Origin of the sequence: Archangium violaceum, assembly GCF_016887565.1 — a bacterium.
Classification (GTDB): Bacteria; Myxococcota; Myxococcia; order Myxococcales; family Myxococcaceae; genus Archangium; species Archangium violaceum_B.
In genome coordinates, this window is record NZ_CP069396.1 from 6,336,781 (window position 1) to 6,360,878 (window position 24,098).

Sequence of the window (24,098 nt, forward strand, 5' to 3'; positions counted from 1 at the left end):
TGGCCGTATACACCCCGCCCGTGTCGCTCGTCGTGAAGTCACCCGCTGGACGGGTACTTCCCGACATCACCGTGACGGGAGTGGAGGCCCCTTCGTGCAACCGCGTCGGGCCGGATGCAATCTCCTGCTTCATCGGCACGGGGCCGGGCCAGTATGTCTTCGACGTCCAGGCGGAAGGCTTCCAGCCGGTTCACCTTGAAGTGAATGTGCCCCAGCGAGAGCGGACGAAGTGCGACTGCTGCTCACCCGGCTATGCGCCGCAGTCCCTGGGGCTCAGGCTCGAGCCAGCGACCTGAGCAGCATCCCCGCGGTCCGGTCTGGAGACGAGTGGCAGGGAGAAGGTGAAGGTCGTGCCTCGACCATCCGCCGGCTCCAGACGCAGCTGTCCTCCCTGGAGCTCGGCGAGCTGGCGGGAAATGTAGAGACCCAGTCCGAGCCCCGGAGAGTCCTGTCCCACTTCCCTCAGGCGCCCGAATGGCGTGAAGAGCAGGGCACGTTGCTCCTCGGGGATTTCCGGCCCCTGGTCGCGCACCCGCACGCGAGCAATCCCTTCCATCCTCTCGAGACGGACCTCGACGGGTGCTCCTTCGAGTGAGTACTTGTCAGCGTTCTCCAGGAGATTCGAGAGCACCTGCACGACGCGGGTGGTGTCCGCCTCGACGTACGCCGGTTCCGAAGGCAGTCGAAGACTGAAATGCCGGTCGGGCGCACGGGCGCGGAAGTCCGCCACCACATCGGCCACGAGCGCTCGCAGATCGATGTGCGTGGGCCTCATGACGATCTGATCGTGCTCGAGGCGGGAGACCTCGAGCAGATCCTCGACCAGGACGGCGAGCCGACGGGCCAGGCGGAGCATCCGGTTGAACAGCTCGCCTCCGCGGGCATCCTGCCCGGTCCGCCGGGCCCCCTGCTGAAGCAGGAGCAGCAGGGAGGTGAGGGGAGTGCGAAGCTCATGGGACGCGATGCCGAGGAACTGAGCCTTCGCTCGCGCCGCTGCCTCCGCCTCCTCCTTCGCCGCACGGAGCGCCTGCTCGATTCTCATCCGCTCCGTGACATCGCGGGCGATGATGACCAGGTATTGGCGCTGGCCGAACGTATCCTGGCGGAGGGAGAGCTCGAGCACCCGTTCCTCGCCCTCTCGCTGGAGCGACAGCAGCCCCGGGCCCGCTCTGGGCTCCCTCTCGCTCGGGTGGACGCACGCCTCGAGCACGCACCACTCGTCCGAAGCGAAGAAGGACTCGAGCGGCTGGCAGAGCTGAGCGGTGCTGGAGACACCGAGCATCCACAGCCCCTTCCGGTTGGCATCCACGACTCGGAGGGTGGGCAACTCCGTGACGATGATGGCCTCCCGGGTCTCGTCGAGCAGCGTCCGGAAGCGAGCAAGTTCCGTGAGGTGCTCCTGTAGCGCGCCGTAGTAGCTCTTGCGAATCGAGCGCTCGCCGAGCCCGATGATGGCGTCTCGCAGAGCCTCCCAGGTCACGGGCTCTTCAGGCGCTTCATCAAAAGGCTTGTTCATACAGCACCTCCACGTCGCGGAGTGTCAAGCGACGTGGGTTCGTTGCCATGCACGGGTCCGCGAGGGCATTCCGGGCGAGGAAGGGAATATCGGAGCGTGAGATTCCCTTGTCCCGCAGCCTCTGGGCGAGGCCCGAGCCGTGCTTGAGTTGCCGGATGGCGGTGAGAAGGGCCTCCTTGCGTCTGCTCGGCGCGAGTCTGGCGGGCTCGAGCCCCAGCTTCTCCGCGATGAGGTCGAAGCGCTCGGGTGCTGCCTCGTAGTTGAAGGCCACGACATGGTCGATGAGGAGGGTGTTTGCTTCGCCGTGAGGGTTGTCGATGAGCCCTCCCATGGCGTGGGCCATGGCATGCACGGCACCGAGCGAGGTGTTCGAAAAGGCGAGCCCGGCCTCGAGGCTGCCTTCCATCAACTGATGGCGAGCGGCCTCATGGAGAGGGCTCTCCATGGCCGCTGGCAGGTTGTTCCAGATGAGCGAGATCGCCGCGAGCGCATACACATCCGTGAGTGTCGAGTGGGCATTCGAGACGAAGGCCTCGATTCCGTGCACGAAGGCGTCCATGCCGCAGCAGGCGATGAGAAAGGGGGTGAGCGTCCTCGTGGTGTCGTAGTCGACGAGCGAGATATCGGGGACGATCGCCTTGCTGATGATGGAGACCTTCAGACGGCGCTCGGTGTCCGTGATGATCGCGAACTGGGAGACATCCGCCGAGCTCCCCGCGGTTGTCGGGACGCAGACGAGCGGAGGGATGGGACTGGTGATCCGATCCACGCCCTCGAACGTGAGGATGTCCTCCTTGTTGGCCAGGACGATGCCAATCCCCTTCGCACAGTCCATGGGGCTTCCGCCCCCGACCGCCACGAGGGCATCACAGTGCTCTTGCTGGTAGACCTGGACTCCTCGATGTACCTCTTGGGCGCGGGGGTTGGGGCTCACGTCCGCGAAGAGGTGGTAGCGCACCCCCTCTTGCTCCAGTGACGCGAGGGCGTCCCGAGGCCAGCCCGCCAGGACCACGCCGGGATCGGACACGACGAGGACCCGGGTCGCGCCAAGGTTGCGCGCATAGCGGCCGGCCAGCTTCCTCGCACCCGGGCCGTAGACGATCTCGGGCGCGACGAACTTTCGGAGCTCTGTACTCGGTGTCGTCATGAGACCAATGACGGGTTGCCCGGTCCGGCATGGGGCAAGCAACCCCCCTTCCAGTAAATGTAGAGTCGGCCGTTGCCCCCTGGGTAGAACCTGTCAGGGGGGCGAGTGGACCCAAGAAAGAGTGATGCGCAAGGCCTCATGCCTCGCGGCTCCATCGACTTGATACGGCGTGAGAGAGACATCTCTCAGTCTGTATTGACGGCGTGATACGAGGGAGATATGTATCTCTCGTAGCGTCTCGATACGCCATGCCACTGCCCGAGAACATCATTGAAGCCGCCGCCCGCCTGGTCGCCCTCCATGGGCCGGATGGGTTCACCATGGATGACCTGGCGCGGGAGTCAGGGCTGTCTCGCGCCACGCTGTACCGGCAGGCCGGCAGCCGCGAAGCCGTGCTCGCCACGCTCTCCGAGCAGGGGATGGAGGTCGGCAGGCGAGTCGATGTGAGGGACCGCATCCTGGCGGCGTGCCGCGTGGTGTTCACCCGGGCCGGCTTCGAGGCGGCCACGCTCGAGGATGTCGCACGCGAGGCCGGAGTGGGCCCCGCCACGGTCTACCGCCAGTTCGGAGACAAGCAGGGGCTCATCACCGCGTTCGCCAGTCACCTCGGCCCGCGCCGCGCGATGCAGGAGGCGGCCCTGAGTCCCACCGGCGACCTGCGCGCCGACCTGGAGCGCGTCGCCGTGACCGTGATGCGTTACGTGGCGGAGGATCTCGATCTGCTCAAGCTCGCGCTCCTGGAGAAGATGCGCGGTGGGCAATGGGCGGACCTCCTGAACGCCTCCCCGATACGTGCCCGGACGACCCTCGCCCGGCTGCTGGAGTCCTATGCCGCCAGCGGAGCGCTCGGGCCCGATGACCCCGGGCGCATGGCCCTGGCGTTCGCCGGAATGCTCTTCGCATCCTTCGTGGGCCCGCTGCTGGAGGGTCAGCCCCCGCCAGACCCCGAGGCGACCGCTCGTTTCATCACCCATGTGTTCCTGGACGGCGTCGCGTCCAAGAAGGCTCGGAGAACCCCATGAGCGCCGTTGAACCCACCCACCTCACCGCCTCGCGGAGCACGGGCATGGAGCCGCTGATCCTCCCCTTCGAGCGCATCTCCGCGGCGGATCTCCCCCGCGTGGGGGGCAAGGGGGCCAACCTGGGCGAGATGGCCCGCGCCGGGTTCCCGGTGCCTCCCGGCTTCTGTGTCACCACGGCCGCCTTCGATGCGTTCCTGGCCGGATGCGGGGAGCTCCAGGCGCTGTACGCACAGTTGGAGGCGCTGGATGGGAAGGATGTGGAGGCGGCCCGCCGTGCCGCCGAGTCCACTCGCGCCGCGCTCGGCCGCGCGCCCATTCCCCCGGCCGTGGCCGACGCGGTGCTCGCCACCTGGAGGGAGCTGGGAACCGAGGCCTGCTGGGCGGTGCGCTCCAGCGCCACGGCGGAGGATCTCCCGGATGCCAGCTTCGCGGGCCAGCAGGACACCTATCTCAACATCCGCGGGGCCGAGGCCCTGCTCGACGCGGTCCGGCGGTGCTGGGTGTCGCTGTTCACCGATCGCGCCGTGCTGTACCGGGCCCGGAGCGGCTTCGGACACCACGGCGTCAGGCTGAGCGTCGTCATCCAGCGCATGGTGCTGCCCGAGGTGTCCGGCATCCTCTTCACCGCCGATCCCATCACCGGGCGGCGGGGCACCGTCTCCATCGATGCCGGCTTCGGCCTGGGCGAGGCGCTCGTCAGCGGGCTCATCAACGCCGACCTCTACAAGGTGGACAAGGAGACGGGGGAGGTTCTGGAGGTCCGGGTCGGCGACAAGGCCCTCGCCATCCGCCCCAGGCCCGAGGGCGGAACCTGGGAGGAGCGTCTGCCCGAAGCCACTCGCCGCGCCCGGGCCCTGGATGACGCGGCCCTGCGGGAGCTGGTCGCGTTGGGCGTGCGGATCGAGACGCACTACGGAAAACCGCAGGACATCGAGTGGTGCATCGAGGCGGGACGGCTCTACGTGGTCCAGACCCGGCCCATCACGAGCCTCTACCCGCTGCCCGAGCCCGCCCCCGACGACGAGGGCCTGCACGTCTACGCCAGCTTCGGCCACATCCAGATGATGACGGACCCCATGCCGCCGCTCGCCGTCCAGGTGTGGCAGCTGATGATCCCGTTCGGCAGGCCACCGACGGGCTCGGGGGATGCTCCCAGCGAGACCCGGGCCCTTGCCCTCGCGGGCAGCCGGCTCTTCGTTGACCTGACATCCGTGCTGCGCCATCCCGTCCTGCGGCGGGTGATTGGAGGCGTTCTCGGTCACATCTACGAGAACGTGGGCCAGGGCCTGGAGACGTTGGCCAGCCGGCCCGCCTTTCAGCGCGGCGCGAGCAGGGGACGGACCTCGATGAGGGCCTTCGGCCGCTTCTTCCTCCCCATCATGGCCCGGGTCCTGGCCCGGCTGATCGCCGTGAATCCCGACCGGCTCCTGCCCGGCGTCGAGGCCTTCAGCGAAGCGCGGATCGCCGAGGCGCGTGCCCGGCTCGCGGCGGTGGCTCCGGGCGAGGCGCGGCTGCGCGAGGCGCGGCGCGTGCTCTCGGAGCTCTTCTCCCGCGTCATCTACGTCCTGGCCCCGAACATCGCCGTGGGGGTCATCGGGGACCGTCTCCTTCACAGGCTGGTCCAGCGGGGGGTGCTCATCGGTACGCAGGAGGACCTCTCCGCGCTGGAGCGAGGCCTGCCCGGCAACATCACCACCGAGATGGACCTGGCCGTGGGCGACCTGGCGGACCGGGTGCGTCCTCATCCGGCACTGGCGGAGTTGCTGCGAAGCCGTCCCGCCACCGAGGCCCTGGCCGCCGCTCGCGACGTGGAGGGCGGGCCCGGATTCCTCGAGGCCTGGAGGGCCTTCATCGATCGTTATGGCATGCGCGGGCCCGGAGAGATCGATCTGTCCCGGCCTCGTTACAAGGACGACCCCGCGCCGCTCATCGCGGCCATCGTCGGAGGCATCGGGTCAGCTCCGGCCCACCGTTCCGCGGGCGAGCACCGGGCCCACCACGCGGCGCTGGCCGCCAAGGCCGAAGCCACCAGCGAGCGCCTGTGCGCCGCATCGCGGCGCGGTTTGACCGGAGGGCTGCGAGCGGCGCTGGCTCGCCGGTTGGTGCGCGTGGTCCGGGCGGGCATGGGGCTGCGAGAACACCCCAAGTTCCTGCTCGTCCGCGTCCTGGATCTCGTGCGCGACTCGGTGCGTGAGGCCGGAGCCCTTTTGGTGCAGCGCGGGGCGCTCGCGAGGGTGGACGATGTGTACCTGTTCCGCTTCGAGGAGTTGATCGCCGCGCTCGAGGCCTCCCCGGCGCCCGATCTGCGCCCCCTCGCCGAGGAGCGGCGAGCGACACTCCGGCGCGACGCCAGACGCTCGCCGCCGTTCGTGATGGCGAGCGATGGAGAGATTCCCTCGCTGGCGGCCCGCGTGGACCTGCCCCCGGGTGCCTTGTCCGGGACGGCGGCCTCCGCCGGAGTGGTGGAAGGAGTGGCCCGCGTGGTGCTCGACCCGGCGAGTGAGGTGCTCCACGCGGGTGAGATCCTCGTGGCACCGCATACGGACCCCGGCTGGACGCCCCTGTTCGTGCACGCGGCCGGACTGGTGACGGAAGTGGGAGGGCTCATGACGCACGGCTCGGTCGTGGCCCGCGAGTACGGCATCCCGGCCGTGGTCAGCGTGACGGGCGCCACGCAGCGCATCCGCACCGGCCAGCGCATCCGCGTGGAGGGGACTCGCGGCTTCGTGGAGCTGCTGGACGGAGGTGCACCGTGAAGACCGCGCTGATCATCATGGGCGTGTTGCTGCTGGGAGTGGTGGGGCTGGCGGCATGGCGAGGCGGCTGGCCGCTGGTGTCCGAGGGGCTGAAGCGGGGAGGGCGGGAGAGCGTGACGCTGCTGCCCCTGCTGGTGGTGGTCTTCGTGCTCACCGGCTTCGTGCAGGTGCTGCTGCCACGCGAGCTGGTGGCGCACTGGCTGTCCGACGAAGCGGGTCTGCGGGGAATCGCGGTGGCGTGGGTGGCGGGCGCGCTCACCCCCGGAGGTGGACCCATCGGCATGCCGCTGGCCGCGGCCCTGGTACGCTCCGGGGCGGGGCTCGGCGTCGTCGTCACCTACCTGACCTCGCTCTCCCTGCTGTCCTTCATCCGCCTGCCGATGGAGGTCGCCATGTATGGTGGCCGGCTGACCGGACTGAGGCTGTTGATCTCTCTCCTGCTTCCCCCCGTGGCCGGGCTGCTGGCCCATGCGCTCGGGCCAGCCCTCATGGGACGCACCTGAGTCGAGAGCGGCGGCAGGCTGGATTACATCCCTTTTGCGGTCAGCGCCGCGATCTCGAAATCTCCATCATCCACCAGCCTCTCCCATCCCTCGAACTTGCCGAGGCCAAGCACCCGGGACATCGACAACAGCAGGCTTTGTCCTGCCACCGGCCGGTCCGGCACGAGCTGGTAGACCGGGTCCGCGAATGCCGCCTGCGGCGTGGTAATCGTCCAGCCCATCTCCTTGAACATCGCGATCACATCGCCCAGCCACATCGCGTTGATCAGGTTGTGGTGCAGGAGGATCACCTGCGCGATATCGCGGCCCTGCAACTTCTGCGACAGCGCGCGGTAGGCGAGGGCGCGCTGGCGGATGTGGCTCAGGTAGGCCTCGCGAATCGCGCTCACATCAGCGGACGGATTCTTCTGCAGCACCTCCACCAGCTTGTCATTGAGCCGCCAGTCGCTCGTGTCGAGGCTGACATAGGCGTTGCGGTAACCCTGCTGCGCCAGGAAGCCGCGCATGCCGTCGCGCTTCTCCGGCGTATTCCCTTCGCGCAGGAAGGTGAAGCGGAACCACTTCTGGTAGCCGGGCAGGCCGCTGATGATGCGGTCGCAGTCGAGGATCTGACGCTGGTACTCCTCCAGCGTCACCTGATTCAGGTCGGGATGCGTCATCGTGTGGTTGCCGATGGCATGTCCCGCCTCGCCCCACGCCCGCGCCAGCGCCAGTCCGGCCTCGGTATTCGCGCCGTTGCCCGCCGTGACGAACAATGCGGCCTTCACGCGGTGCTTTGCCAGCGCGTCCAGCATGGACTTGTTGCGCTGCTGCGCGTTCATGCGCGGGCCGTCGCTGACATGCGGGCCATCGTCGAAGGTAAAGGCAACGGATTGTGCCTGCGCGGTCAGCGCGGCGAATGCCAGCACAGTGGCAGCCATGAGTTTTAGAGATCGCACGCCGGGTTCCTTTTTCAAGTGGTAACGCCGCGGAGTATTACGTGCTGGGCTTCGAAAGCCCACTCACTCGAGCCACCACGGCCAATCAATAGGTAGGACCCGTCTCCGAGGCGAGCTGTTCGAGCGCCTTCTCCCAGCGCGCCCCTCGCTCGTCGTCCTGCCAGCTCGTCACGATGCTGCCGCCGCGGCTCACCACGCTCACGCGAGCGATGGCCTGCGCGTGCGCGGGGCCGCCGACGAACTGGTACATCGCTTCTTCGTCCTTCCAGACGGTGAGCGTGCGTTTCGTGTTGCAGCGCGTGGATTGACTGAACTGGATCGCCACGAGCCCCGGTTGCTGCTGGAGGCTCTGGTCGATGGGGTCCATGAGTTGCTGGAACTCCGCTTGGGCTTCCTCTGTGTGCCTCATGCGCAGGTAGGTGCTGCTCATGATGTAGGTACCGGGCACGAGCTTGCCCTGGGCGTCGACCCCTGGGCCCATCAGGGGACTGGATTGGAAGTCGGGCTCCATCGTGCCGTGCGCGCAGCCGTCGTCACTGGGGACCTCGGGTGATGTCTCAGGGGGTGGCGGGGACACCAAGCCGCCACACGCGGCAACGGAGAAGGAGAGGAGAGCTGCCGCGAGGGTGCGCTTCATGATGTGACTCCTTGGAGTGGAAGGGGACTGCGGGAAGTCAGCGAGTGGCGGGCGCCGCGGCCCGGACGGTGCCGAACAGGAGCGGGGAGAAGTCGCGGCCCAGACGCTTGGAGTGGAAGTCCTCGGAGCGCGCGAAGATCCGCACCTGGATCTCATCCGCCGCCGAGGCGGTGGAGGTCAGCGTGGCGACCCAGTGCCGCGCACCGGCCGGATCCCGTACACGGAGATAGAGATAGGAGCCGGCGGGCAGGCGCTCCTCGACGCGACCGGTGAAGCCGAACCTCGCCGACGGCTCGAGCGCGTATCGCACCAGGGGATTGCCGGAAGGCGCCTCGGGCCAGACCGTGTGGGCCGCCGCGAGCCCCGCGGTGAGCAGGATCCCGCAGACGATGACCGTTCGTCGCAGGCCCGGGAAACGACGGCCCGTACCGTTCGCCTCCGGCCCGAGCTTCTGTGGTGCGTCCATGGTTTCGCCTCCAGCGTGTCCTGCTTCAACACCCTGGGGGCTCGAAACTGTTACCCGACTCCGCGGGCCCAATCGAAGTTCAGAGAGTCATTGCTGTTGCTTCTTAATCTATCAAAAGTTGGAGCCCGGCCCGGGAACACGAGTCTGTTCTTGAAACGAGCTTTGGATTGCGGCTTGAAGTCATTCACGTCATGATTCAAGCCATTGACATTGATGTCTTGGGAGGACGTCAGTATGCGCAGAACCGCTCTTCGTGCTGCTCTTGCCTTGACCGCCGTCGCCACCGCCGCGGGCCTCGCCGTCCCACCGGATGCCGCATCCGCCGCCCCCGCAACCAACTGGGAGACGGGCCTGACGTTCTACGGCGACGAGTTCATGACCCCCGTGGCGAACTTCCCCGCTCCCGACGGCGAGTGCACGCCGTTCCCGGCCACCGCCCACACTCTCGTCGGGTGGAGCAACGTCAACAACGTGATCGCGTACCGGACCGACGACTGCAGCGGACAGCCGATCGCGCTCGGCACGCTGAGGTCGTTCCAGCCAGGCGAATACGCGAGCTTCACCGCCTTCTGAGGTGTCACATGTCGTAGGAGTGGTCGGCGGAGAGGCAGAGGTGAAAGCGCCGCCTCCGCCCCCTCCCTGTGAGTCCTGCTACTTCGTGAGCCACGCGGCGAAGCGCTTGTCGAGGATGGGCGCCGCCTTGTCGACGGCATCCCACGTGTCGTCATCCAGCTTCGGCTCATCGTGACCGAAAGAGCCCGCGCGCTTGCCGAACGTCTTCTTGAGGTCCGCCGTAATCCAGAGGCCGTTCATGTTGTGGAACCAGCGCCACGCCATCTCCCGGAGCCCCGGCGCATCCCGGAGGTGGTCGTCCCAGAGGCCGCGAGGTAGCGCCTGCTTCACGAGCTCCGACCCCTGGGCCTTACGCTTCCCGATTGCGGCGAGCAGCTCGCGGTGCGCCGGGAACCGCGAGGGGTCGAGCAGGCCTCGGGTCGCGGCATAGCCGACGAAGAGCCCGGTCGTGACATCGGGATACTGTTCGAGCGCGCCCGCGCTCTTCACGCCGAGGGTGACGGTGATGGAATCCTCGAACGAGATCTCGAGATCCACGTGCCCCGAGCTGTCGAGCTCATAGACCCAGTATGCGACGGTGAGCTCATCCTCGTCCGCGAAGGCGGCCCGGCGGCCGGTGGGCGGGCCGAGCACCTTCTCGTGACCTCCGCCTCCGAGGTCGCCTTCCACGGCACGCCCAGAATCGTCTCGCCAATCCCAGACCTCACCCACGCGAAGGAGACGTAGGGGATGAACGTCTTGGAGGTCTTCGGGACCAGCGGAAAGGCATCGTTCAGGATGTTGTGCGAGAAGACGAGCTCGACGCCGTGCTTGGGCGCCTCGACGTTCACCGAGTCGTTGTTCTCGTTTGTGGACTGCGGCACCTTCTTGCCGAGCACCTCGGTCACATAGGTGATGACCTCGGGAGAATCCGCGCGCCGTCCGAGCACTGACGCCAGGCGCTGCGTCTTCGGGCCGAGCTTCTTCATCACCGCGGTCGGCGAGAACGTGGGGGCGGCAACCGCCTGCGCTGTCGCGGGGACCTGGGCGTCTCCATCGAGCCAGGCCGCGAAATCGAAGTCCTTCGCCTTCGGCGCCTTGACCTTGTTCTCCTTCAACCACGCAGCCAGCGCCTTTCGCCCGGACGCTCCTTCCTCGTCGTCGAGCTCGTCAATCCCCGTCTCGCCCTGGGACCACAGCGCCAGGAACTCCTCGAGGCTGTTCGCGACGGTCCGCGCCTCGCCCTCGGAGCCAAGCAACGCCACCGCGGCCGGAGCCTTGGCTCCGGTGTTCACGAGCGCGAGCAGCGAGCCATCCGGGAGGTGCAGGAACGCGAAGGCGTCGCGGCGGAGGCGGTCCGCCTTCTCCGGATTCCACTCCTTCGGAATGGCCTCGGCCGCCAGCGCATCGAACCAGCCCAGCTTTCCGTGGGTCTGCCTGGCGACCCAGGCGCCGACGTCCGCGAGCAGCGGTGGAACTTCGTGACCTTTGGGAGCTGCGGAGAGTTTCACTGTGTATTGGGTCATCCGGAGGGAGCTTGTCGGGGTCATCGGGAAATCTCCATGGGAACCTCCACGACCTGGCCCAGGTGGGCAATGCGCTGTTAATCTATGCTTGACAATGGGGTGCGGCCTCACCCGCACGACGCGCAGCGTGTCGCTGACGGATGCGGGCAGGCGGCTCGTGGAGGGCGCGGGTCCGGCACTGGGACAGGCGCTCGCCACCCTCACCGAGGTTTCCGCCCGGGCGGCTCGTGCGGGTGCTCGAGCCCTACGCGCCCACCGTCCCCGGCTTCTTCCTCTACTTCCCCAGCCGTGCGCAGCGCTCCACGCCACTGCGCCTCTTCGTCGAGGTTGCCAGGGAGCTGGCCGCCAGGACGGTGTGAAGTGTCGCCGAGGCGTTGAGCGAGAGCGTGACCAGGTCAGCGCTTCGGCTTGTAGCGCAGCCAGAGCAGGTCGCCCGTGCGCTTCTCGAAGGAGACCAGCTTCAGGTGGCGAGCGGGCCCCTTTCCCGCTCTCGCATCGAAGAGCGACGGGGTGCCGATGGCACCGTCCGCGATGGGCGCCACCAGCACGCTCAGCTCGTCGATGAGGTCCGCGGCCAGGAAGGAGCCATTGATCTTCCCTCCGCCCTCGAGGAGCAGCTTCTTGATGCCGAACTCCTTCCTGAGCTTCTCGAGCACCTTCTTCAGGTTCAAGTCCGTCTTGCCACCAAACAGGTAGGAGACGCCCTTGGATTGAAGGAAGGCCAGGTAGTCGTCCGAGACCTTCTCCGTGAGGACCGTAATCACGTGCTCCTCGTCGATGGAGCTCGACTTCCAGGTGAGCTTGCCGGAGGGGTCCAGCGCGATGGCATAGGACTCCGCATCGCGCCTCGCGATGAAGTCCGTCCTCGGAATCGGCTGTGACACCTTGCGCGCTGGAACCCTTGCCTTCCCGGCGTAGGGCTCCATCGAAATCCGGCCGATCATCCACGCATCGGCGTCGAAGGTCCGGGCCGTACGCTCGTACTCGGCATGGGCGCTGGGCGGGAGCTTCCAACTCCCGGTGACGATCCGCCCATCGACGGAGGGAACCATGTGGCAAATCACGTACGGCCGTTTCGCTCCATTCATCTGTCAGGTCCTCATGCAATCGAGTCCGATGCCCCCCCGGAATCGGCGCCGGGGACGAGCTGCTGCAAGTCCAACTCCTTCAGGTCGAGCTCCTGCTCGACTCGCTGAAAGGCCGCATCGCCGATGGTGCCGTCCGCCCGCAGCGCGAGGAGCCGCTGCCGCTCGGCCGAGGTTGCCCTGCGCACGATGGCCGCGTTGACGTTGACCGCGCGGCCGTCACTCGCGGTCGCCCCGTGAGACGTGTGGCCGTCGCCGTCCAGTTCCGCTTCGGCGCGCCGGAGCATGACCTCGTAGCGTCGACGCAGCAGCCCCGACAGCTCCTCGTCGGGCAGCTCGGTCGTGGTCGAGAGCGCGGCGCGCAACGTCTCGACACGGGCGAGCCGCACCTCTCGCTCCACCGAGCCGTCGTCCTCGAGCTGGAGCACGTTGATGAGTGGGCGCAGCGTCATGCCCTGGACGACGAGCGTCCCGAGCACGACGGAGAATGCGGTGAACAGGACCAGGTCACGGTAGGGAAACGCGGGACCGTCGGACCCGCCGGTCGGAAGCGCGAGCGCCGCGGCGAGGGTCACGATCCCTCGCATGCCGCACCACCCGACGACCGCCGCGGCGCGCTTCGACAGGGCCACCGTGTCGCGATGCCCCGTCGTGCCGTCCGGCGCTGGACGACACCGCCAGCGGCTGAAGGCCGCGGCGCCCGACACCCAGGCGATCCGCGCGAGGATCGTCGCGACGCACACCGCGCCCGCGATGCCGGCGTACTCGATGAGCGTGCGCGAGTCGAGCCGGCCGAGGATCGCCTTCAGCTGGAACCCGACGAGGATGAAGGCGAGCACGTTCAACACGAACACAGCGAACTCCCAGACCGCATACGAAGGGATCCGGACGCGTGCCGGGATCACGTCCGCGGCGCGGCGGGTGGTCGCCATCGCGAAGACGACCACGGTGAGGATGCCGGAGAGATGGAGCCGCTCCGCGAGCATCCAGACCGCGAACGTCCCGCAGAACTGAACGACGACCGCGATGGCGACGTCGTGTATCCGCGCGGTCAGCAGGAGGATCACCCGCGACAGCACGAACCCGAGCACCACGCTGCCCACGGTGACGATGAAGAGCAGCGGGAGCACGCCCGCTGGCGACAGCGCGCCCGCGAGCGTCGCACCGACGGCCAGACGGTAGATCAGAAGCGCGCTCGCATCATTGAAGAGGCTCTCGCCCTCGAGGATGACGAGGAGCCGATGCGGCGGACGGAGCTGCTTGAGGACGGCGGTCGCGGCCGCCGCGTCAGGGGGCGCGACGATCGCGCCGAGCGCGACCGCGACGGCCCAGGGCATGCCGGGCACGAGCAGGCGGGCCACCACCGCGACGACGACGATGGTGAGTGCAACGGCGCCGATGGCGAGGCCGGCGACGGTCCGCCAGTTCGCCCGGAGGTCGCGCGGGGACGCATCGAACGCGGCGTCCAGCAGCACCGGCGCGACGAAGAGCGTGAGCGCGAGCTCGGGATCCAGGACGAGCGTCGGCGTGCCAGGAACGAGCGCCAGGCCCGCGCCAGCGAGCGCCACCATCGCCGGGTAGGGAGTCCCGATGCGCTGGGACAGCGCGGTGAGGCCCGCACCGGCGAGCAACAACGCGATGATGATCTCGAAGACGTGCATGCGTCCTATTTCCTCGACCTCTCCTGGGTCTCGGCGATGGAATGACACGAAGAGAAATACGCCCTGGTCCCGCGGAGGACCAGTCGCCATGGAGGCAATGGGCTGTTAAGCCCTGCTTGATAATGCACCGCCGCCTCGCTGGCGGCCGGCGCCAGCTCCGGCACGCAGCGGTGCCCTCGCCTCATCGCCGGGTGAGCTTCACCCAGACGCCGGACTTCGCGCGCAGGGTGGTGCTGAGCAGCAGCTCGGCCACTCGGCCGGGCACGGCCTCCACGTGGAAGCGCTGCGCGAGGCGGGCGAGGATGAGCTGCGCCTCCATCAGCGCGAACTCCTTGCCGATGCACTGCCGCTGGCCCGCGCCGAAGGGCACCCAGGCATGCTTGTGGCGGCCCGCCGAGCGCTCCGGCGTGAAGCGGTCCGGGTCGAAGCGCTCCGGTGCTTCCCATTCCCCCGGGTGGCGGTGGATGTGGTGCACCATCACGGCCATGGACTTGCCGGCGGGGATGCGGAAACCATCGATGACGTCCTCCTCCACCGCCTTGCGTGCCACCCAGTACACCGGTGGGTAGAGCCGCAGCGATTCCTGCGCCACGTTGCGGCACCAGGCGAGCGACGTCAGGTCCGCGAACCCGGGCACGCGCGTGCCCACCGCGCGCTCCACCTCGGCCTGGAGCCGCTGGAAGAGGTGAGGCTGCTGGGTGAGGGCGTGCATGGCCCACGCCATGGTCACCGAAGTCGTCTCGTAGCCGGCGAGGAAGAGCGTCACCGCCTCGTCGCGCAGCTCCCGCTGGCTCATCCGCTCGCCGGACTCCTCGTCCACCATGTCCAGCAGCAGGGAGAGCAGGGTGGCCTCTCCACCCGTGTCCCGGCGCGCCCGCTCGATGACGCCGAACACCGTCTCGTCGATGGTGCGCAGGGCCTCCCGGTAGCGGGCGCGGCCGGGAACGGGCACCCAGCCGGGCAGGGACTGGGTCGCGAAGCCGAGCAGGATGAAGTCGATGACGTAGACGAGCGCATTCGCCACGCGCTCCGTCTCGCTGGGCTCCAGCCCCGCGCCGAACATGGTGCGCACCATCACGTTCATCGTCACGCGGTTGAAGGCCCGGGCGATGTCGAAGGGCTCGCCCGCCGCGGCGGCGGCCTCCCAGCCCTCCAGGCACTCGTCGATGGCCTCCACCATCTTCTGTGTCAGGGCCGCGAGGCGCTGGTGGTGGAAGGCCGGCTGCATCATCCGCCGCTGGCGCATCCAGAAGTCCCCCTCGCTCATGGCCAGGCCGTTGCCGAGCAGGGTGCGCAGGGAGTCGAACACGGGACCGCTCTTGCCGTAGCTGCGCGCCCGGTCCACGAAGACGTGCTGGGCGTGGCGCGGATGGCAGAGCAACACCACCTCACCGACCTTCAGGTCGAGCGTGAAGATGTCTCCGTGCCGCTCGCGCAGCTCGGAGACGTAATCGAGCTTCCGGGTCAGCAGCTCCGGCAGGGTCCCCAGCAAGGGGAGGCCTGGGACGCGGGGCGGTGTCTGCATGTTGGCGGCGTGGCGCAAGTAGGCTCCCCTGGCTGGACGAGGAGAGCATAGACCCACACCCTCAGTCCGGTCTTCAGCTCCGGGCCCCCATCCCGGGGGAATGGAGGCCCGTGATACTTTCACTCGCCTTGCCTACCCCGCGAAGGAGAGCTTCATGACACAGGCCGCGAGCGCGTCGTCTCCCCGTAGTTACAATCTCTTCGATCCCGGAATGTTCGACAACCCGTTCCGCATCTACAACGAGATGCGCGAGGCGGATCCCGTCTACTGGTGTGAGCCGTTGCAGGGATGGATGATCTCCCGCTACGCGGACTGCGTGACGGCTCTGCGCGATGGGGCGCGCTTCTCGGCCGCGCGCATGGCGCACCTGGTGGCGGCGCAGGCGCCGGACGTCAAGCCGGACGACATGCCGTTCTCCTTCCGCCTCAACACCCTGGGGATCATCTTCCAGGACGGGTCGGCGCACGTCCGCCTGCGCAGCCATGCCAACCGGGCCTTCACGCCTCGCGCGCTCGAGGCCTATCAGGCCCTGGTGCGCGACACGGTGGACCAGCTCGTGACCGATGCACTGGCCCGGGGCAGCATGGATTACCAGAAGGACTTCGCCGAGCCGCTGCCGGCCATCATCATCGCCCGCATCTTCGGCGTGCCCGTGCAGGACCGGCACCGCTTCAAGCAGTGGACCGAGGATCTGACACTCTTCTTCAGCCAGGGCGTTTCGGACCGCGCTGGCGCCCAGCGCGCCGAGGCGGGTGCCCGGGACTTCGGTGCCTACCTGCAGGATCTGATCGACAAGCGCCGCCGCGAGCCCGGCGAGGACATGCTCAGCTACCTCATCGAGGGCGAGAGCGAGGGCCGCATCACCGCCGAGGAGCTCGTGGTCCAGGCGGTGATGCTGATCGCCGCCGGCCACATCACCACGCTGGACATGCTCGGTACGGGCATGCTCGCGCTCCTGGAGAACCCGGCCGAGCTGCGCCGCGTCCAGGAGTCGCCCGAGCTGTTGCCCAATGCCATCGAGGAGTTGCTGCGTTTCCAGAGCCCCGTGCAGATCATGCACCGGTTGGTGGCGGAGGACGTGGAGATGGGCGGCCAGCGGATGCGCAAGGGCCAGCTCGCCTACATCAACTTCGCGGCGGCCAACAGGGATCCCCGGGTGTTCTCGGAGCCGGACCGCCTGGACGTGGGCCGGGCCAACGCGAAGCAGCACCTGGCCTTCGGTGGTGGCGCCCACTACTGCGTGGGGGCCAACCTCTCGCGCATGGAGGCGGAGCGGGCCTTCGGAGAGCTCTTCCGGCGCATGCCGGGTCTCCGGATCTCGGCCGAGCCCGTCTGGCGCCGGCATGGGCTGGTGTACCGCGGCCTGGCCTCGCTGCCCATCTCCTGGTGAGGGTGCCGGGTCATTGCCCTCCAAGCGGGCTCTCCTGGCTGGACGAGGAGAGCCCTGGCCCATGGGCGTTTCATGGGCGGGTCATTGGCAGACGTGGCTGTCGTCCAGGCCCAGCAATGTGACCTCGAGCGGCGGGGCGGAAAGTCGCTCGAGGAGGGCGTTCACCCGGCAGCGCGGAAGAGCAGGGGAGGAATAGATGTAGAGCGAGTCGGAGATGAGCCGGGCGGCCGGCAGCTCGAGCGTCTCCAGGACCGGGTTGTCGGCGAGGCCCAGCGAGGTGGCCGTTGCCAGTCTGGGAAACTGGATGGACTTCAGCTGCTCGTTCTCCTGGCCCGCCCGTCCGATGATGATGATCCATGCGTGACGCAGGGATGGCAGGCGGAAGCTCGTGAAGCCGCTGTACAGGACCTGCATGTAGGACGCCACGCTCGTGAGCGAGGCCAGTCCCTCCGCCGAAGTGAGTCGGGCATTTCCGTAGAGCAGAAGCTGATTCCCTATGGAGGTCACGTTGCGCAGGCCGGAGAGCGTCGTGAGCGCATCGTTGTCGGCGATGTAGACCCAGCCGCCCACGCTCCGCAGCGCGGGTGCGTCGAACGTGGTCAGGCCCGCGTTGTCCCAGAGGTTGAACTCTCCCAGGAGCTCCTGGAGGAGGGGCAACGAGAAGGAGGCCAGCGCCTCCGTGTCGCGGACGATGAACTTCTTGCCGACGTGGTAGAGCACGGGCAATTCCAGCCGCTGGAGCCGCGGCATCCTGGCGATGACCAGGTCCTCCAACGCATAATTGAGCGACGGGAGGTGTACCTCCGTGGCGGCGCAGTCGGCGATGGAGAGCGAGCGGACCTGCTGCAGTCTGGGAAACTCGAGCCGGCTCGAGGCCACATTCAACAGGGAGATCCTGTCCGCCCAGTACAGATGGGGAAGACCGAACACCGTGAGCTTGGGATTCGCGTACACCAGAATGCTGGCGCTCACGTTCATGAGCGATGCGAGCTCCATTCCCACCAGCTCGGGGTTCTCGGTGACGCGCAGCTCCCCACTCACATCGCGTAGGGCCCCCAGGTCCACCCGGTCCAGCTTCGGGATGCTGGTGATGATGACGGAGCCGCCGACCCGCTCCAGTGCTGGGAGCGAGACGTTGCGCAGCTCGCGCAGGTAATCCAGATCGAGAGTACCGCCGATGTACTTCAACGCCGGAAGGTCCACGTTGACGACCTTGTCCGTGTAGTCGATCCGCAGGTCTCCGATGATGGCCTCCACGTCCTGGAGCGCCAGCAGCTCCACCTGGGAGCGGATGTCCACGCTGCCGAGGATGACCCGGTCGCAAACGTACTCCGTCTTCGCCACCTCTGAATCCTGCAGGATGCCGTCACCGTTGGTGTCGGGTCCGCTCCGCACCGCCGCCCCCTCTCCGGGGCAGTGGGAACCAGCCAGCACGGCCTCCACCCGCACGAGCTCTCGCGTCTCACACACGTATCGGGTGTCCAGGACCTCCCCATCATCGAGGACACCGTCGCGATCGCGATCCAGTCCGTTGAGGATGCGCCGTCCGCCCGCCGGGCAGTTGACCCCCGGAGTCTCCACTTCGAGGCGCAGCAATGCCTGAGGGGCGGCGTCGTGGCACAGGTACTCGGTGGTGGTGACCTCCGCAGGGTCCAGGACGTCATTGCCGTTCGTATCCGGGCCCGTCAGCAGCGCCGTACCCCCATGGGGGCAGTGGGTCCCTTCTGGCTCGGGGACGATCCGTGAGCGCTGCCCGGGTTGCTGACACGCGTAGTGCGTCTCCTCGATCTCCTCATCCGCCAGACGCCCATCCTGGTTGGTGTCGTGGCCGGTGTGGATGACCGTTCCTCCCAGAGGGCAGGAAGCCCCGCGTGCTACGTCTTCCACCCGGACGAGCCGCTCCGGCTTCACGAGTGGCTCGGGCTCCTCCACGCGGCCACACCCAAGTCCACACATCAAGACGAATCCGCTGATGGCCGCAATCCCCCACTTGCTCATGCGCGCACTCTCTAGTGGAAGTTTTCATCGAAAGCCAGCAGGAGGGGCTGTCTTTGGCGGAGGATTTCCCGATGAAGAACCTGGACCAGGCCCTGGAATTTCCCACGACCCGACGCGATCCGGAGAGCGGCTACACGTTGCACGGCAGGCGGTTCGACGATCCCTACGCATGGCTGGAGCGGCTCGACGCCCCGGAGACCCAGGCGTGGATCGCGGCGCAGGAAGCCGTCACGCACGCCGTGCTGCGCTCGGTGCCGGGACGCGAGGGGCTGAGGGCAGCGGTGGCTCGCTCCGCGCGCTATGCGCGGCTCTCGCCGCCGATTCCCGCCGGGCCGCACGGACGCGAGTTCCTCTGGCAGGCGGATGCCAGCGACGACAAGCTCAAGCTCATGCTCCGGCGTGGCAAGGGCGCGCCGCTCGAGCCGGTGCTCGATCCCAACACGTGGGCGAGCGACGAGGCGCTGGTCTTCGCCGTGCCGTCACCCGACGGTGCGCGGGTCGCGTTCGGCAAGGCCATTGGTAGCACCCATGGCGCGGTGATCCACGTGCTCGACGTCGAGACGGGGCGGCTGCTGCCCGACCGGCCCCGAGGTACGAGCCACTCGTCGGTGGCCTGGAGACCCGACGCATCGGGCTTCTTCTACGCGGCGTGTCCCGAGCCGGGCGAGGTGCCCGCGGGCGACGAGGCGCACTGGAACGCCATCTACGAGCACCGGATCGGGTCGGGCGCGCCGGCCCGCCGCATCTTCGGCGACGACCAGGAGAAGGAGTACTGGTGCTCGGTCAAGCTCAGCGAGTGTCGCCGCTTCGCCGTGCTCTACAAGTGGGACTACGTGCACGCCAACGTCGTCTACCTGCTGCGCCTCGCCGACGACGCCCTCGTGCCGGTGGCTCCCGCCATGCGGTCTCTCAACCAGGTGCAGGTGATTGGTGACTCGCTGCTCGTTCATACCGACCTCGACGCGCCGCGCGGCCGTCTCTGCGTCGCGCCACTGATGGCACCGACGGAGTGGCGGACGCTCATCCCCGAGAGCTCGGACACGCTGCAGACGGTCGCTGGCGTCGGTGGCCGCCTCTACGCCGTCTACTCGCATGCGGCGTCGCATCGCGTGCGCATCCACGCCCAGGACGGCGCCTACCTCCGCGACCTGGTGCTGCCCGCACTCGGCTCCGTGAATCGCAATGAAGGGGAGGGCATCGTCAGCGGCATCAGCGGCGCTTGGAGCGGCGACGAGGTGTGGGTGAGCTTCATGTCGTACGTGCAGGCCCCCTCGGTCTACCGGTACGACTACGCGACGGACCGCTTGTCGCCGTACCACATCCCCGACGTCGGGCTCGACGCCTCCGAGTATGTGACGGACCAGGTCTGGTACGAGTCGCTCGACGGGACGCGGGTGTCGATGTTCATCATCCACCGGAAGGACCTGCCTCGCGACGGGCGCCAGCCCGTGCGGCTGAGCGGCTACGGTGGCTTCAACATCTCGGTGGAGCCGCGCTTCGCGGCGGTCCATGCTGCCTGGCTGAAGCTGGGCGGCGTGCTCGCCTTCGCCAACGTGCGAGGTGGCGGCGAATACGGACGTGCCTGGCACCAGGCGGCATGCAAGACGCGGCGGCAGAACGCCTTCGACGACTACATCGCGGCGGCGCGTTGGCTCGTCTCGGCGGGCTACACGAGGCCCTCCAGGCTCGCCTCGCGCGGCAACAGCAACGGCGGTCTGCTCGTCGCCGTCGCCGCCATGCAGGCCCCCGAGGCCTTCGGAGCCGTCTTCTGCCGCGCGCCCACCCTCGACATGCTGCGCTTCCCGAATTTCGGCCACATGAGCTCGGCGACCGTCGAATACGGCTCGCCCGACGATCCCGTCGAGGGTCCGTATCTCGCCGGGTATTCGCCCTATCACAACGTCCGAGCCGATCGCCGCTACCCCGTGATGGCCTTCGTGTCGGCGTTGAACGACCGGGTCGCGCCTCCGCATGATCCGCTCAAGATGGTCGCCAGGCTCCAGGCGGAAGGCACGGGGGGCGGACCCTATTTCCTGCTGCCGCTCCGGGACTCGGGACACGGCGGCGGCACCACGCTGACGGCGCTCATCGAGCAAGACGTCGACGAGCTGAGCTTCTACTGCCGGACGCTCGACGTCGCACCGCTCTGATTTCGCGGCGATATGCCGGGCTCGCCAGTGCGTTCTAGCTGCATGCCGTCTCATCCGCGTCAGGAGAAATGCATGCACGCCCAGCGCTGGCCGTCAGAAGAACCACGAACCCGGACCCTGCTCCCGGTGGCCCTTCTCGGTCTGTTGCTCCTGGGGATGACTGGCTGTGCCACCGCTACCACCGGGCGCACGCACCTGCTCGAGCGCAGCGCCGCCTACGTCACCTACCGGCTCCCCGCCGAGCAGGTCCTGGAGGTGGCCCGCGAGATCCTCAAGGAGAGGGGGTATGTCATCATCGAGAGTACGGACCCCCTGTACGTGCGTACCGCCTGGCGGGTGAAGTTCGACGACACCCTCGACATCGGGGCGCTCCGGGAGCGGCAGTTCGTCATGGGGAAGCAGCTCGACGACGGTCGCTTCGTGGTGAACGCGTACCGGTTCTCCTACACCACCGTCGGCCGGACCGCGCCCCACCCGAGCTCCCCCGAGAAGGATGAGTCGGGGGGCTACAAGAGGATGGTCAAGGGCGACCCTCTCTCCTATGCCCCCCCGGTGCTCACCCGGGACCTGGAGCTGGAATGGCAGATCCTCTCCCGGGTCTCACCCTCCGTCGCCCGCGAGCTGGAATCCCAGGTGGACCAGTACCTCGCCACCGGGTCGAAATGAGCGTCGGGCGCCCGGCGGCTCAGCGCTGGCAGTAGGACGGCATGGTGCTCGGCAGTCCATTCGCGTAGGGCGACGGGACGGTTCCGAAGGGATGCGCCTGGAAGAACTGCCAGACCGCCGCGCGCGCGTCCGTGGGGATGGTGTGCCCCCTGCCGTGGTTGCACAGCATGGCGAACTGGGTCTTGGACTTCAGATCGTTGTAGTAGTTCTGGCTCACCGTCTGGAAGTTGATGACGACCTGGTCGGACGCCCCGCCGTGGAAGATCATGGCGGCGAACTTGTTCGACGAATCCTGCGTCGGAATCGTGGAGACCCTTCCGCCCGAGTAGGTCGCCACGCTCGCGATGTACCCGGAGCGGCGGTAGCTCATCTGCGTCGTGTTCAGGCCACCCGCGCTCATGCCCATGCTGTGGATGCGGCTCACATTGATGCCGACCTTCTGGATGGCACACGCCAGGACTTCGTCCGCCACGCGGAAGTCATCGTCGCGTGAGGTGGACGAGACATAGAACCAAGGGAAGGTCCCCGCGGAGGGGTCATGCGCTGGCGCCGCGACGATGCCGCCCAGGGCCTTGATGGCATTGATCTGCGTCGTGCCAATGCCCGTGCTGGCCTCCGTCGGCTGGCTGCCCGTGCCGTGCCAGTAGAAGACGAGCGGACCATCCAACGTCTTGGCCGCGTCCGACATCCAGATGCGAACGGCGCGGGCCGGGATGCCCGCCGGCCGGAAGGTCAGCGTCCCCTCCTGGAACTCGGGACAGGGGCCGGTGGGCTTTGGAATGAAGGTAGGGGAGGGCTGGGCCAGGCTGGCGCTCGTGCCTGACAGCGCCTCGGGGTGACTGTCTTGTGTATCGCTCCACTCGTCCCCGGGTTCACCGCCACAGGCGGAAAGGGTCGAAATGAGCGCGGCGGCGAGAATTCTCTTCATGGCAAACGACCTCCAGGCGGGGGACAGCGGTCAAAGGGGAGACATCACGCGAATCAGGGAACGGAAACGCCGGATGCGACTCGGCCCTGGTTGATCCAGCCGCCGTGGCCGTCGCCGCCGGCCCAGGAGTACACGGTGGCGGCGTTGGTGGACGGGTCGGCCAGGATGTAGTCGGCGTTACCGTCGCCAGTGAAGTCCGCGAACGAGACCTGGGCGGCCTGGGTGGTCAGGCCAGTGGCGACCTGACCGAGGACGAGCCAGCCTCCGCGCCCGTCGCCGCCGCGATTCAGGTAGGTCTGGACGGAGCCATCGGTGCCGATCACGCTGTAGTCGGCCCGGCTGTCGCCGTCGAGGTCGGCGAACCGGACGCGGCTGGCATCGGTGGTGACGCCGGTGGCGATCTGGCCGAGGCCGAGCCAGCCACCGCGTCCGTCGCCGCCGCGATTCAGGTAGGCCTGGACCGCGCCGTTCGTACCGATGACGAGGTAGTCGGTCTTGCCGTCGCCATCGTAGTCGGCGAACCGGACGCGGCTGGCATCGGTGGTGACGCCGGTGGCGATCTGGCCGAGGCCGAGCCAGCCGCCGCGTCCGTCGCCGCCGCGATTCAGGTAGACCTGGACCGCGCCGTTCGTGCCGATGAGGAGGTAGTCGGCCTTGCCGTCGCCGTCGAAGTCGGCGAACCGGACCCGGCTGCCGTCCGTGGTGACGCCGGTGGCGACCTGGCCGAGAATGGCCCAACCGCCACGTCCGTCGCCTCCGCGATTGAGGAAGGCGGACACCGCGCCACTGCTGGCGACGGTGAGGTAGTCCATCCGGCCGTCGCCGTCGAAGTCCGCCCATCGCACCTTGCCCGTGCCGGCCTCGGTGCCCGCGCCCAGTGCCGGCGCGCCCACCGCCCAGCCGTCGGTGAACGCCTGGTCCAGCGGCCCGTGGAAGGCCTGGGCCATGCGCTGGTAGCCCGCGTCGTTGGGGTGGAGGCGGTCGGGAAGCTCGGCGGCGGTGAGCGCGGGCGGTTCGACATAGCGGAGCTTGTGGCCCGCCTGCTGCTGGCTGCTCTCCAGGGCGCGGACCCGGCTGTTGAACGTGCTGACCTGCGCTTCCAGGCCCGGCGTGGTCGGAATCAGTCCCAGCACGAGGACGGTGACACCGGGCTTGTTCGCGAAGATCTGCTCGACCAGGGCCGTCAGCCGGTTGGGCGCGTTGGGGATGTCGACACCGCGGTTGAGATCATTGATGCCGATATGCAGCAGGACGACGTCCGGCCGTGCCCCGGCCATCCAGCCGTCGATGCCGGCGCGGATCTGGTCGATCGTGTAGCCGCTGTGCCCTTCATTGGAGAAATCGGGAAGGCTGCCGGATGCTTGAGAGCCGACGAAGCTCACGGCGTACCGGGACTGGCCGGCCAGCAGGTTCGCCAGCGGCCTCCGGTACGACGACGTGGTCGCGCTGCCCACTCCCCAGGTGATGGAATCGCCGAGCGGCATCACTCTCAGGGTGGGCGCCGCCGCGGAGGCGCTCGCGGGCGCCAGCGCCAGTCCAACTCCGCTGGCAAGCGCGAGGGCGCAGCGGGCCACCTCCATTGTCCAACTCATGGCGGTCGACTTCATCCGTCTCTCCTTCGCGACGCGGTAA

21 protein-coding genes and 1 pseudogene are annotated in these 24,098 nt (G+C 68.0%); 9 read left to right on the top strand and 13 right to left on the bottom strand.

The genetic code is table 11. The annotated features are described in order from the left end of the window. Positions 1–20 precede the first annotated feature (20 nt). The gene (locus tag JRI60_RS25465) at positions 21–296 is read left to right on the top strand and encodes a hypothetical protein (RefSeq protein ID WP_204228474.1); all 276 of its coding nucleotides are present in this window, start codon (positions 21–23) and stop codon (positions 294–296) included. On the opposite strand, the gene JRI60_RS25470 is transcribed toward JRI60_RS25465, so the two are convergent. Both JRI60_RS25470 and ercA read right to left on the bottom strand, forming a co-directional pair. Next, complete coding sequence (locus tag JRI60_RS25470) at positions 251–1,516, bottom strand: PAS domain-containing sensor histidine kinase (RefSeq protein WP_204228475.1); 1,266 nt, start codon at positions 1,514–1,516, stop codon at positions 251–253. The genes JRI60_RS25465 and JRI60_RS25470 overlap by 46 nt on opposite strands. Then, positions 1,500–2,663, bottom strand: a complete 1,164-nt coding sequence (gene ercA / locus JRI60_RS25475; RefSeq protein WP_204228476.1) for an alcohol dehydrogenase-like regulatory protein ErcA — start codon at positions 2,661–2,663, stop codon at positions 1,500–1,502. Before ercA ends, JRI60_RS25470 begins: the two co-directional genes overlap by 17 nt. A gap of 248 nt (positions 2,664–2,911) precedes the next feature. On the opposite strand from ercA, the gene JRI60_RS25480 reads away from it, so the two are divergent. Genes JRI60_RS25480 through JRI60_RS25490 form a run of 3 tightly spaced genes read left to right on the top strand, consistent with a single transcriptional unit; the run spans position 2,912 to position 6,944 of the window. Next, positions 2,912–3,685 (top strand): TetR/AcrR family transcriptional regulator, encoded by a 774-nt coding sequence (locus tag JRI60_RS25480; RefSeq protein WP_204228477.1) that lies wholly within the window; start codon positions 2,912–2,914, stop codon positions 3,683–3,685. Next, positions 3,682–6,441 (top strand): phosphoenolpyruvate synthase, encoded by a 2,760-nt coding sequence (locus tag JRI60_RS25485; RefSeq protein ID WP_204228478.1) that lies wholly within the window; start codon positions 3,682–3,684, stop codon positions 6,439–6,441. Before JRI60_RS25480 ends, JRI60_RS25485 begins: the two co-directional genes overlap by 4 nt. Further along, positions 6,438–6,944: a hypothetical protein gene (locus JRI60_RS25490; protein ID WP_204228479.1), complete on the top strand. Its 507-nt coding sequence runs from the start codon at positions 6,438–6,440 to the stop codon at positions 6,942–6,944. The genes JRI60_RS25485 and JRI60_RS25490 overlap by 4 nt, the downstream gene beginning before the upstream one ends. A gap of 23 nt (positions 6,945–6,967) precedes the next feature. Here JRI60_RS25490 and JRI60_RS25495 read toward each other — a convergent pair whose 3' ends face one another. The 3 genes from JRI60_RS25495 to JRI60_RS25505 form a co-directional block, all read right to left on the bottom strand. Further along, a complete protein-coding gene (locus JRI60_RS25495; RefSeq protein ID WP_204228480.1) occupies positions 6,968–7,900 on the bottom strand; it encodes a polysaccharide deacetylase family protein in 933 nt (310 codons plus the stop codon). Positions 7,901–7,967: 67 nt separating this feature from the next. After that, on the bottom strand, positions 7,968–8,519 hold the full coding sequence (locus tag JRI60_RS25500; RefSeq protein WP_204228481.1) for an antibiotic biosynthesis monooxygenase family protein: 552 nt from the start codon (positions 8,517–8,519) through the stop codon (positions 7,968–7,970). Between the two features lie 37 nt (positions 8,520–8,556). Beyond that, positions 8,557–8,985: a hypothetical protein gene (locus JRI60_RS25505; protein WP_204228482.1), complete on the bottom strand. Its 429-nt coding sequence runs from the start codon at positions 8,983–8,985 to the stop codon at positions 8,557–8,559. Positions 8,986–9,252: 267 nt separating this feature from the next. Between JRI60_RS25505 and JRI60_RS25510 the strand changes: the two genes are divergently transcribed. Next, positions 9,253–9,558, top strand: coding sequence for a hypothetical protein (locus tag JRI60_RS25510; protein ID WP_239470722.1), 306 nt, complete (start codon positions 9,253–9,255; stop codon positions 9,556–9,558). A gap of 78 nt (positions 9,559–9,636) precedes the next feature. On the opposite strand, the gene JRI60_RS25515 is transcribed toward JRI60_RS25510, so the two are convergent. Both JRI60_RS25515 and JRI60_RS25520 read right to left on the bottom strand, forming a co-directional pair. After that, positions 9,637–10,095, bottom strand: a complete 459-nt coding sequence (locus tag JRI60_RS25515) for a hypothetical protein (protein ID WP_204228484.1) — start codon at positions 10,093–10,095, stop codon at positions 9,637–9,639. Further along, positions 10,044–11,063 (bottom strand): hypothetical protein, encoded by a 1,020-nt coding sequence (locus JRI60_RS25520; RefSeq protein ID WP_204228485.1) that lies wholly within the window; start codon positions 11,061–11,063, stop codon positions 10,044–10,046. The genes JRI60_RS25515 and JRI60_RS25520 overlap by 52 nt, the downstream gene beginning before the upstream one ends. A gap of 218 nt (positions 11,064–11,281) precedes the next feature. Between JRI60_RS25520 and JRI60_RS25525 the strand changes: the two are divergent. Further along, positions 11,282–11,422 (top strand): annotated as a pseudogene (locus JRI60_RS25525) (LysR family transcriptional regulator); the annotation flags it as partial. 36 nt (positions 11,423–11,458) lie between these two features. Here JRI60_RS25525 and JRI60_RS25530 read toward each other — a convergent pair. From JRI60_RS25530 to JRI60_RS25540, 3 genes are all read right to left on the bottom strand, one after another. Continuing rightward, positions 11,459–12,151 carry a RibD family protein gene (locus JRI60_RS25530; RefSeq protein ID WP_204228486.1) on the bottom strand — a complete coding sequence of 231 codons (693 nt, stop codon included), beginning with the start codon at positions 12,149–12,151 and terminating at the stop codon, positions 11,459–11,461. Between the two features lie 11 nt (positions 12,152–12,162). Beyond that, complete coding sequence (locus JRI60_RS25535) at positions 12,163–13,809, bottom strand: Na+/H+ antiporter (protein WP_204228487.1); 1,647 nt, start codon at positions 13,807–13,809, stop codon at positions 12,163–12,165. Positions 13,810–13,990: 181 nt separating this feature from the next. Next, positions 13,991–15,334, bottom strand: a complete 1,344-nt coding sequence (locus JRI60_RS25540; protein WP_204228488.1) for a cytochrome P450 — start codon at positions 15,332–15,334, stop codon at positions 13,991–13,993. A 211-nt stretch (positions 15,335–15,545) separates the two neighbouring features. On the opposite strand from JRI60_RS25540, the gene JRI60_RS25545 reads away from it, so the two are divergent. Further along, positions 15,546–16,724, top strand: coding sequence for a cytochrome P450 (locus JRI60_RS25545; protein ID WP_204228489.1), 1,179 nt, complete (start codon positions 15,546–15,548; stop codon positions 16,722–16,724). An 81-nt stretch (positions 16,725–16,805) separates the two neighbouring features. Here the strand turns inward: JRI60_RS25545 and JRI60_RS25550 are convergent, their stop codons facing one another. Further along, a complete protein-coding gene (locus JRI60_RS25550) occupies positions 16,806–18,722 on the bottom strand; it encodes a DUF7151 family protein (RefSeq protein WP_204228490.1) in 1,917 nt (638 codons plus the stop codon). A 71-nt stretch (positions 18,723–18,793) separates the two neighbouring features. On the opposite strand from JRI60_RS25550, the gene JRI60_RS25555 reads away from it, so the two are divergent. Together JRI60_RS25555 and JRI60_RS25560 are read left to right on the top strand one after the other, a co-directional pair. Further along, complete coding sequence (locus tag JRI60_RS25555) at positions 18,794–20,872, top strand: prolyl oligopeptidase family serine peptidase (RefSeq protein WP_204228491.1); 2,079 nt, start codon at positions 18,794–18,796, stop codon at positions 20,870–20,872. A 72-nt stretch (positions 20,873–20,944) separates the two neighbouring features. Next, entirely contained in the window at positions 20,945–21,538 is a 594-nt protein-coding gene (locus JRI60_RS25560) for a hypothetical protein (protein ID WP_204228492.1), read from the top strand. Positions 21,539–21,557: 19 nt separating this feature from the next. Here JRI60_RS25560 and JRI60_RS25565 read toward each other — a convergent pair whose 3' ends face one another. Beyond that, the gene (locus JRI60_RS25565; protein WP_204228493.1) at positions 21,558–22,466 is read right to left on the bottom strand and encodes a hypothetical protein; all 909 of its coding nucleotides are present in this window, start codon (positions 22,464–22,466) and stop codon (positions 21,558–21,560) included. A 53-nt stretch (positions 22,467–22,519) separates the two neighbouring features. After that, entirely contained in the window at positions 22,520–24,073 is a 1,554-nt protein-coding gene (locus JRI60_RS25570) for an FG-GAP-like repeat-containing protein (protein WP_204228494.1), read from the bottom strand. Between the last annotated feature and the right edge of the window lie 25 nt (positions 24,074–24,098).

Excerpts from the sequence above, each read along its gene's own strand:
- JRI60_RS25560 (WP_204228492.1), top strand. The coding sequence starts at position 20,945 with ATGCACGCCCAGCGCTGGCCGTCAGAAGAACCACGAACCCGGACCCTG.
- JRI60_RS25565 (WP_204228493.1), bottom strand. The coding sequence starts at position 22,466 with ATGAAGAGAATTCTCGCCGCCGCGCTCATTTCGACCCTTTCCGCCTGT.
- JRI60_RS25540 (WP_204228488.1), bottom strand. The coding sequence starts at position 15,334 with ATGCAGACACCGCCCCGCGTCCCAGGCCTCCCCTTGCTGGGGACCCTG.
- JRI60_RS25470 (WP_204228475.1), bottom strand. The coding sequence starts at position 1,516 with ATGAACAAGCCTTTTGATGAAGCGCCTGAAGAGCCCGTGACCTGGGAG.
- JRI60_RS25520 (WP_204228485.1), bottom strand. The coding sequence starts at position 11,063 with ATGACCCAATACACAGTGAAACTCTCCGCAGCTCCCAAAGGTCACGAA.
- JRI60_RS25505 (WP_204228482.1), bottom strand. The coding sequence starts at position 8,985 with ATGGACGCACCACAGAAGCTCGGGCCGGAGGCGAACGGTACGGGCCGT.
- JRI60_RS25480 (WP_204228477.1), top strand. The coding sequence starts at position 2,912 with ATGCCACTGCCCGAGAACATCATTGAAGCCGCCGCCCGCCTGGTCGCC.
- ercA (WP_204228476.1), bottom strand. The coding sequence starts at position 2,663 with ATGACGACACCGAGTACAGAGCTCCGAAAGTTCGTCGCGCCCGAGATC.
- JRI60_RS25555 (WP_204228491.1), top strand. The coding sequence starts at position 18,794 with ATGAAGAACCTGGACCAGGCCCTGGAATTTCCCACGACCCGACGCGAT.
- JRI60_RS25530 (WP_204228486.1), bottom strand. The coding sequence starts at position 12,151 with ATGAATGGAGCGAAACGGCCGTACGTGATTTGCCACATGGTTCCCTCC.
- JRI60_RS25500 (WP_204228481.1), bottom strand. The coding sequence starts at position 8,519 with ATGAAGCGCACCCTCGCGGCAGCTCTCCTCTCCTTCTCCGTTGCCGCG.
- JRI60_RS25535 (WP_204228487.1), bottom strand. The coding sequence starts at position 13,809 with ATGCACGTCTTCGAGATCATCATCGCGTTGTTGCTCGCCGGTGCGGGC.
- JRI60_RS25485 (WP_204228478.1), top strand. The coding sequence starts at position 3,682 with ATGAGCGCCGTTGAACCCACCCACCTCACCGCCTCGCGGAGCACGGGC.
- JRI60_RS25570 (WP_204228494.1), bottom strand. The coding sequence starts at position 24,073 with ATGAAGTCGACCGCCATGAGTTGGACAATGGAGGTGGCCCGCTGCGCC.
- JRI60_RS25545 (WP_204228489.1), top strand. The coding sequence starts at position 15,546 with ATGTTCGACAACCCGTTCCGCATCTACAACGAGATGCGCGAGGCGGAT.
- JRI60_RS25550 (WP_204228490.1), bottom strand. The coding sequence starts at position 18,722 with ATGAGCAAGTGGGGGATTGCGGCCATCAGCGGATTCGTCTTGATGTGT.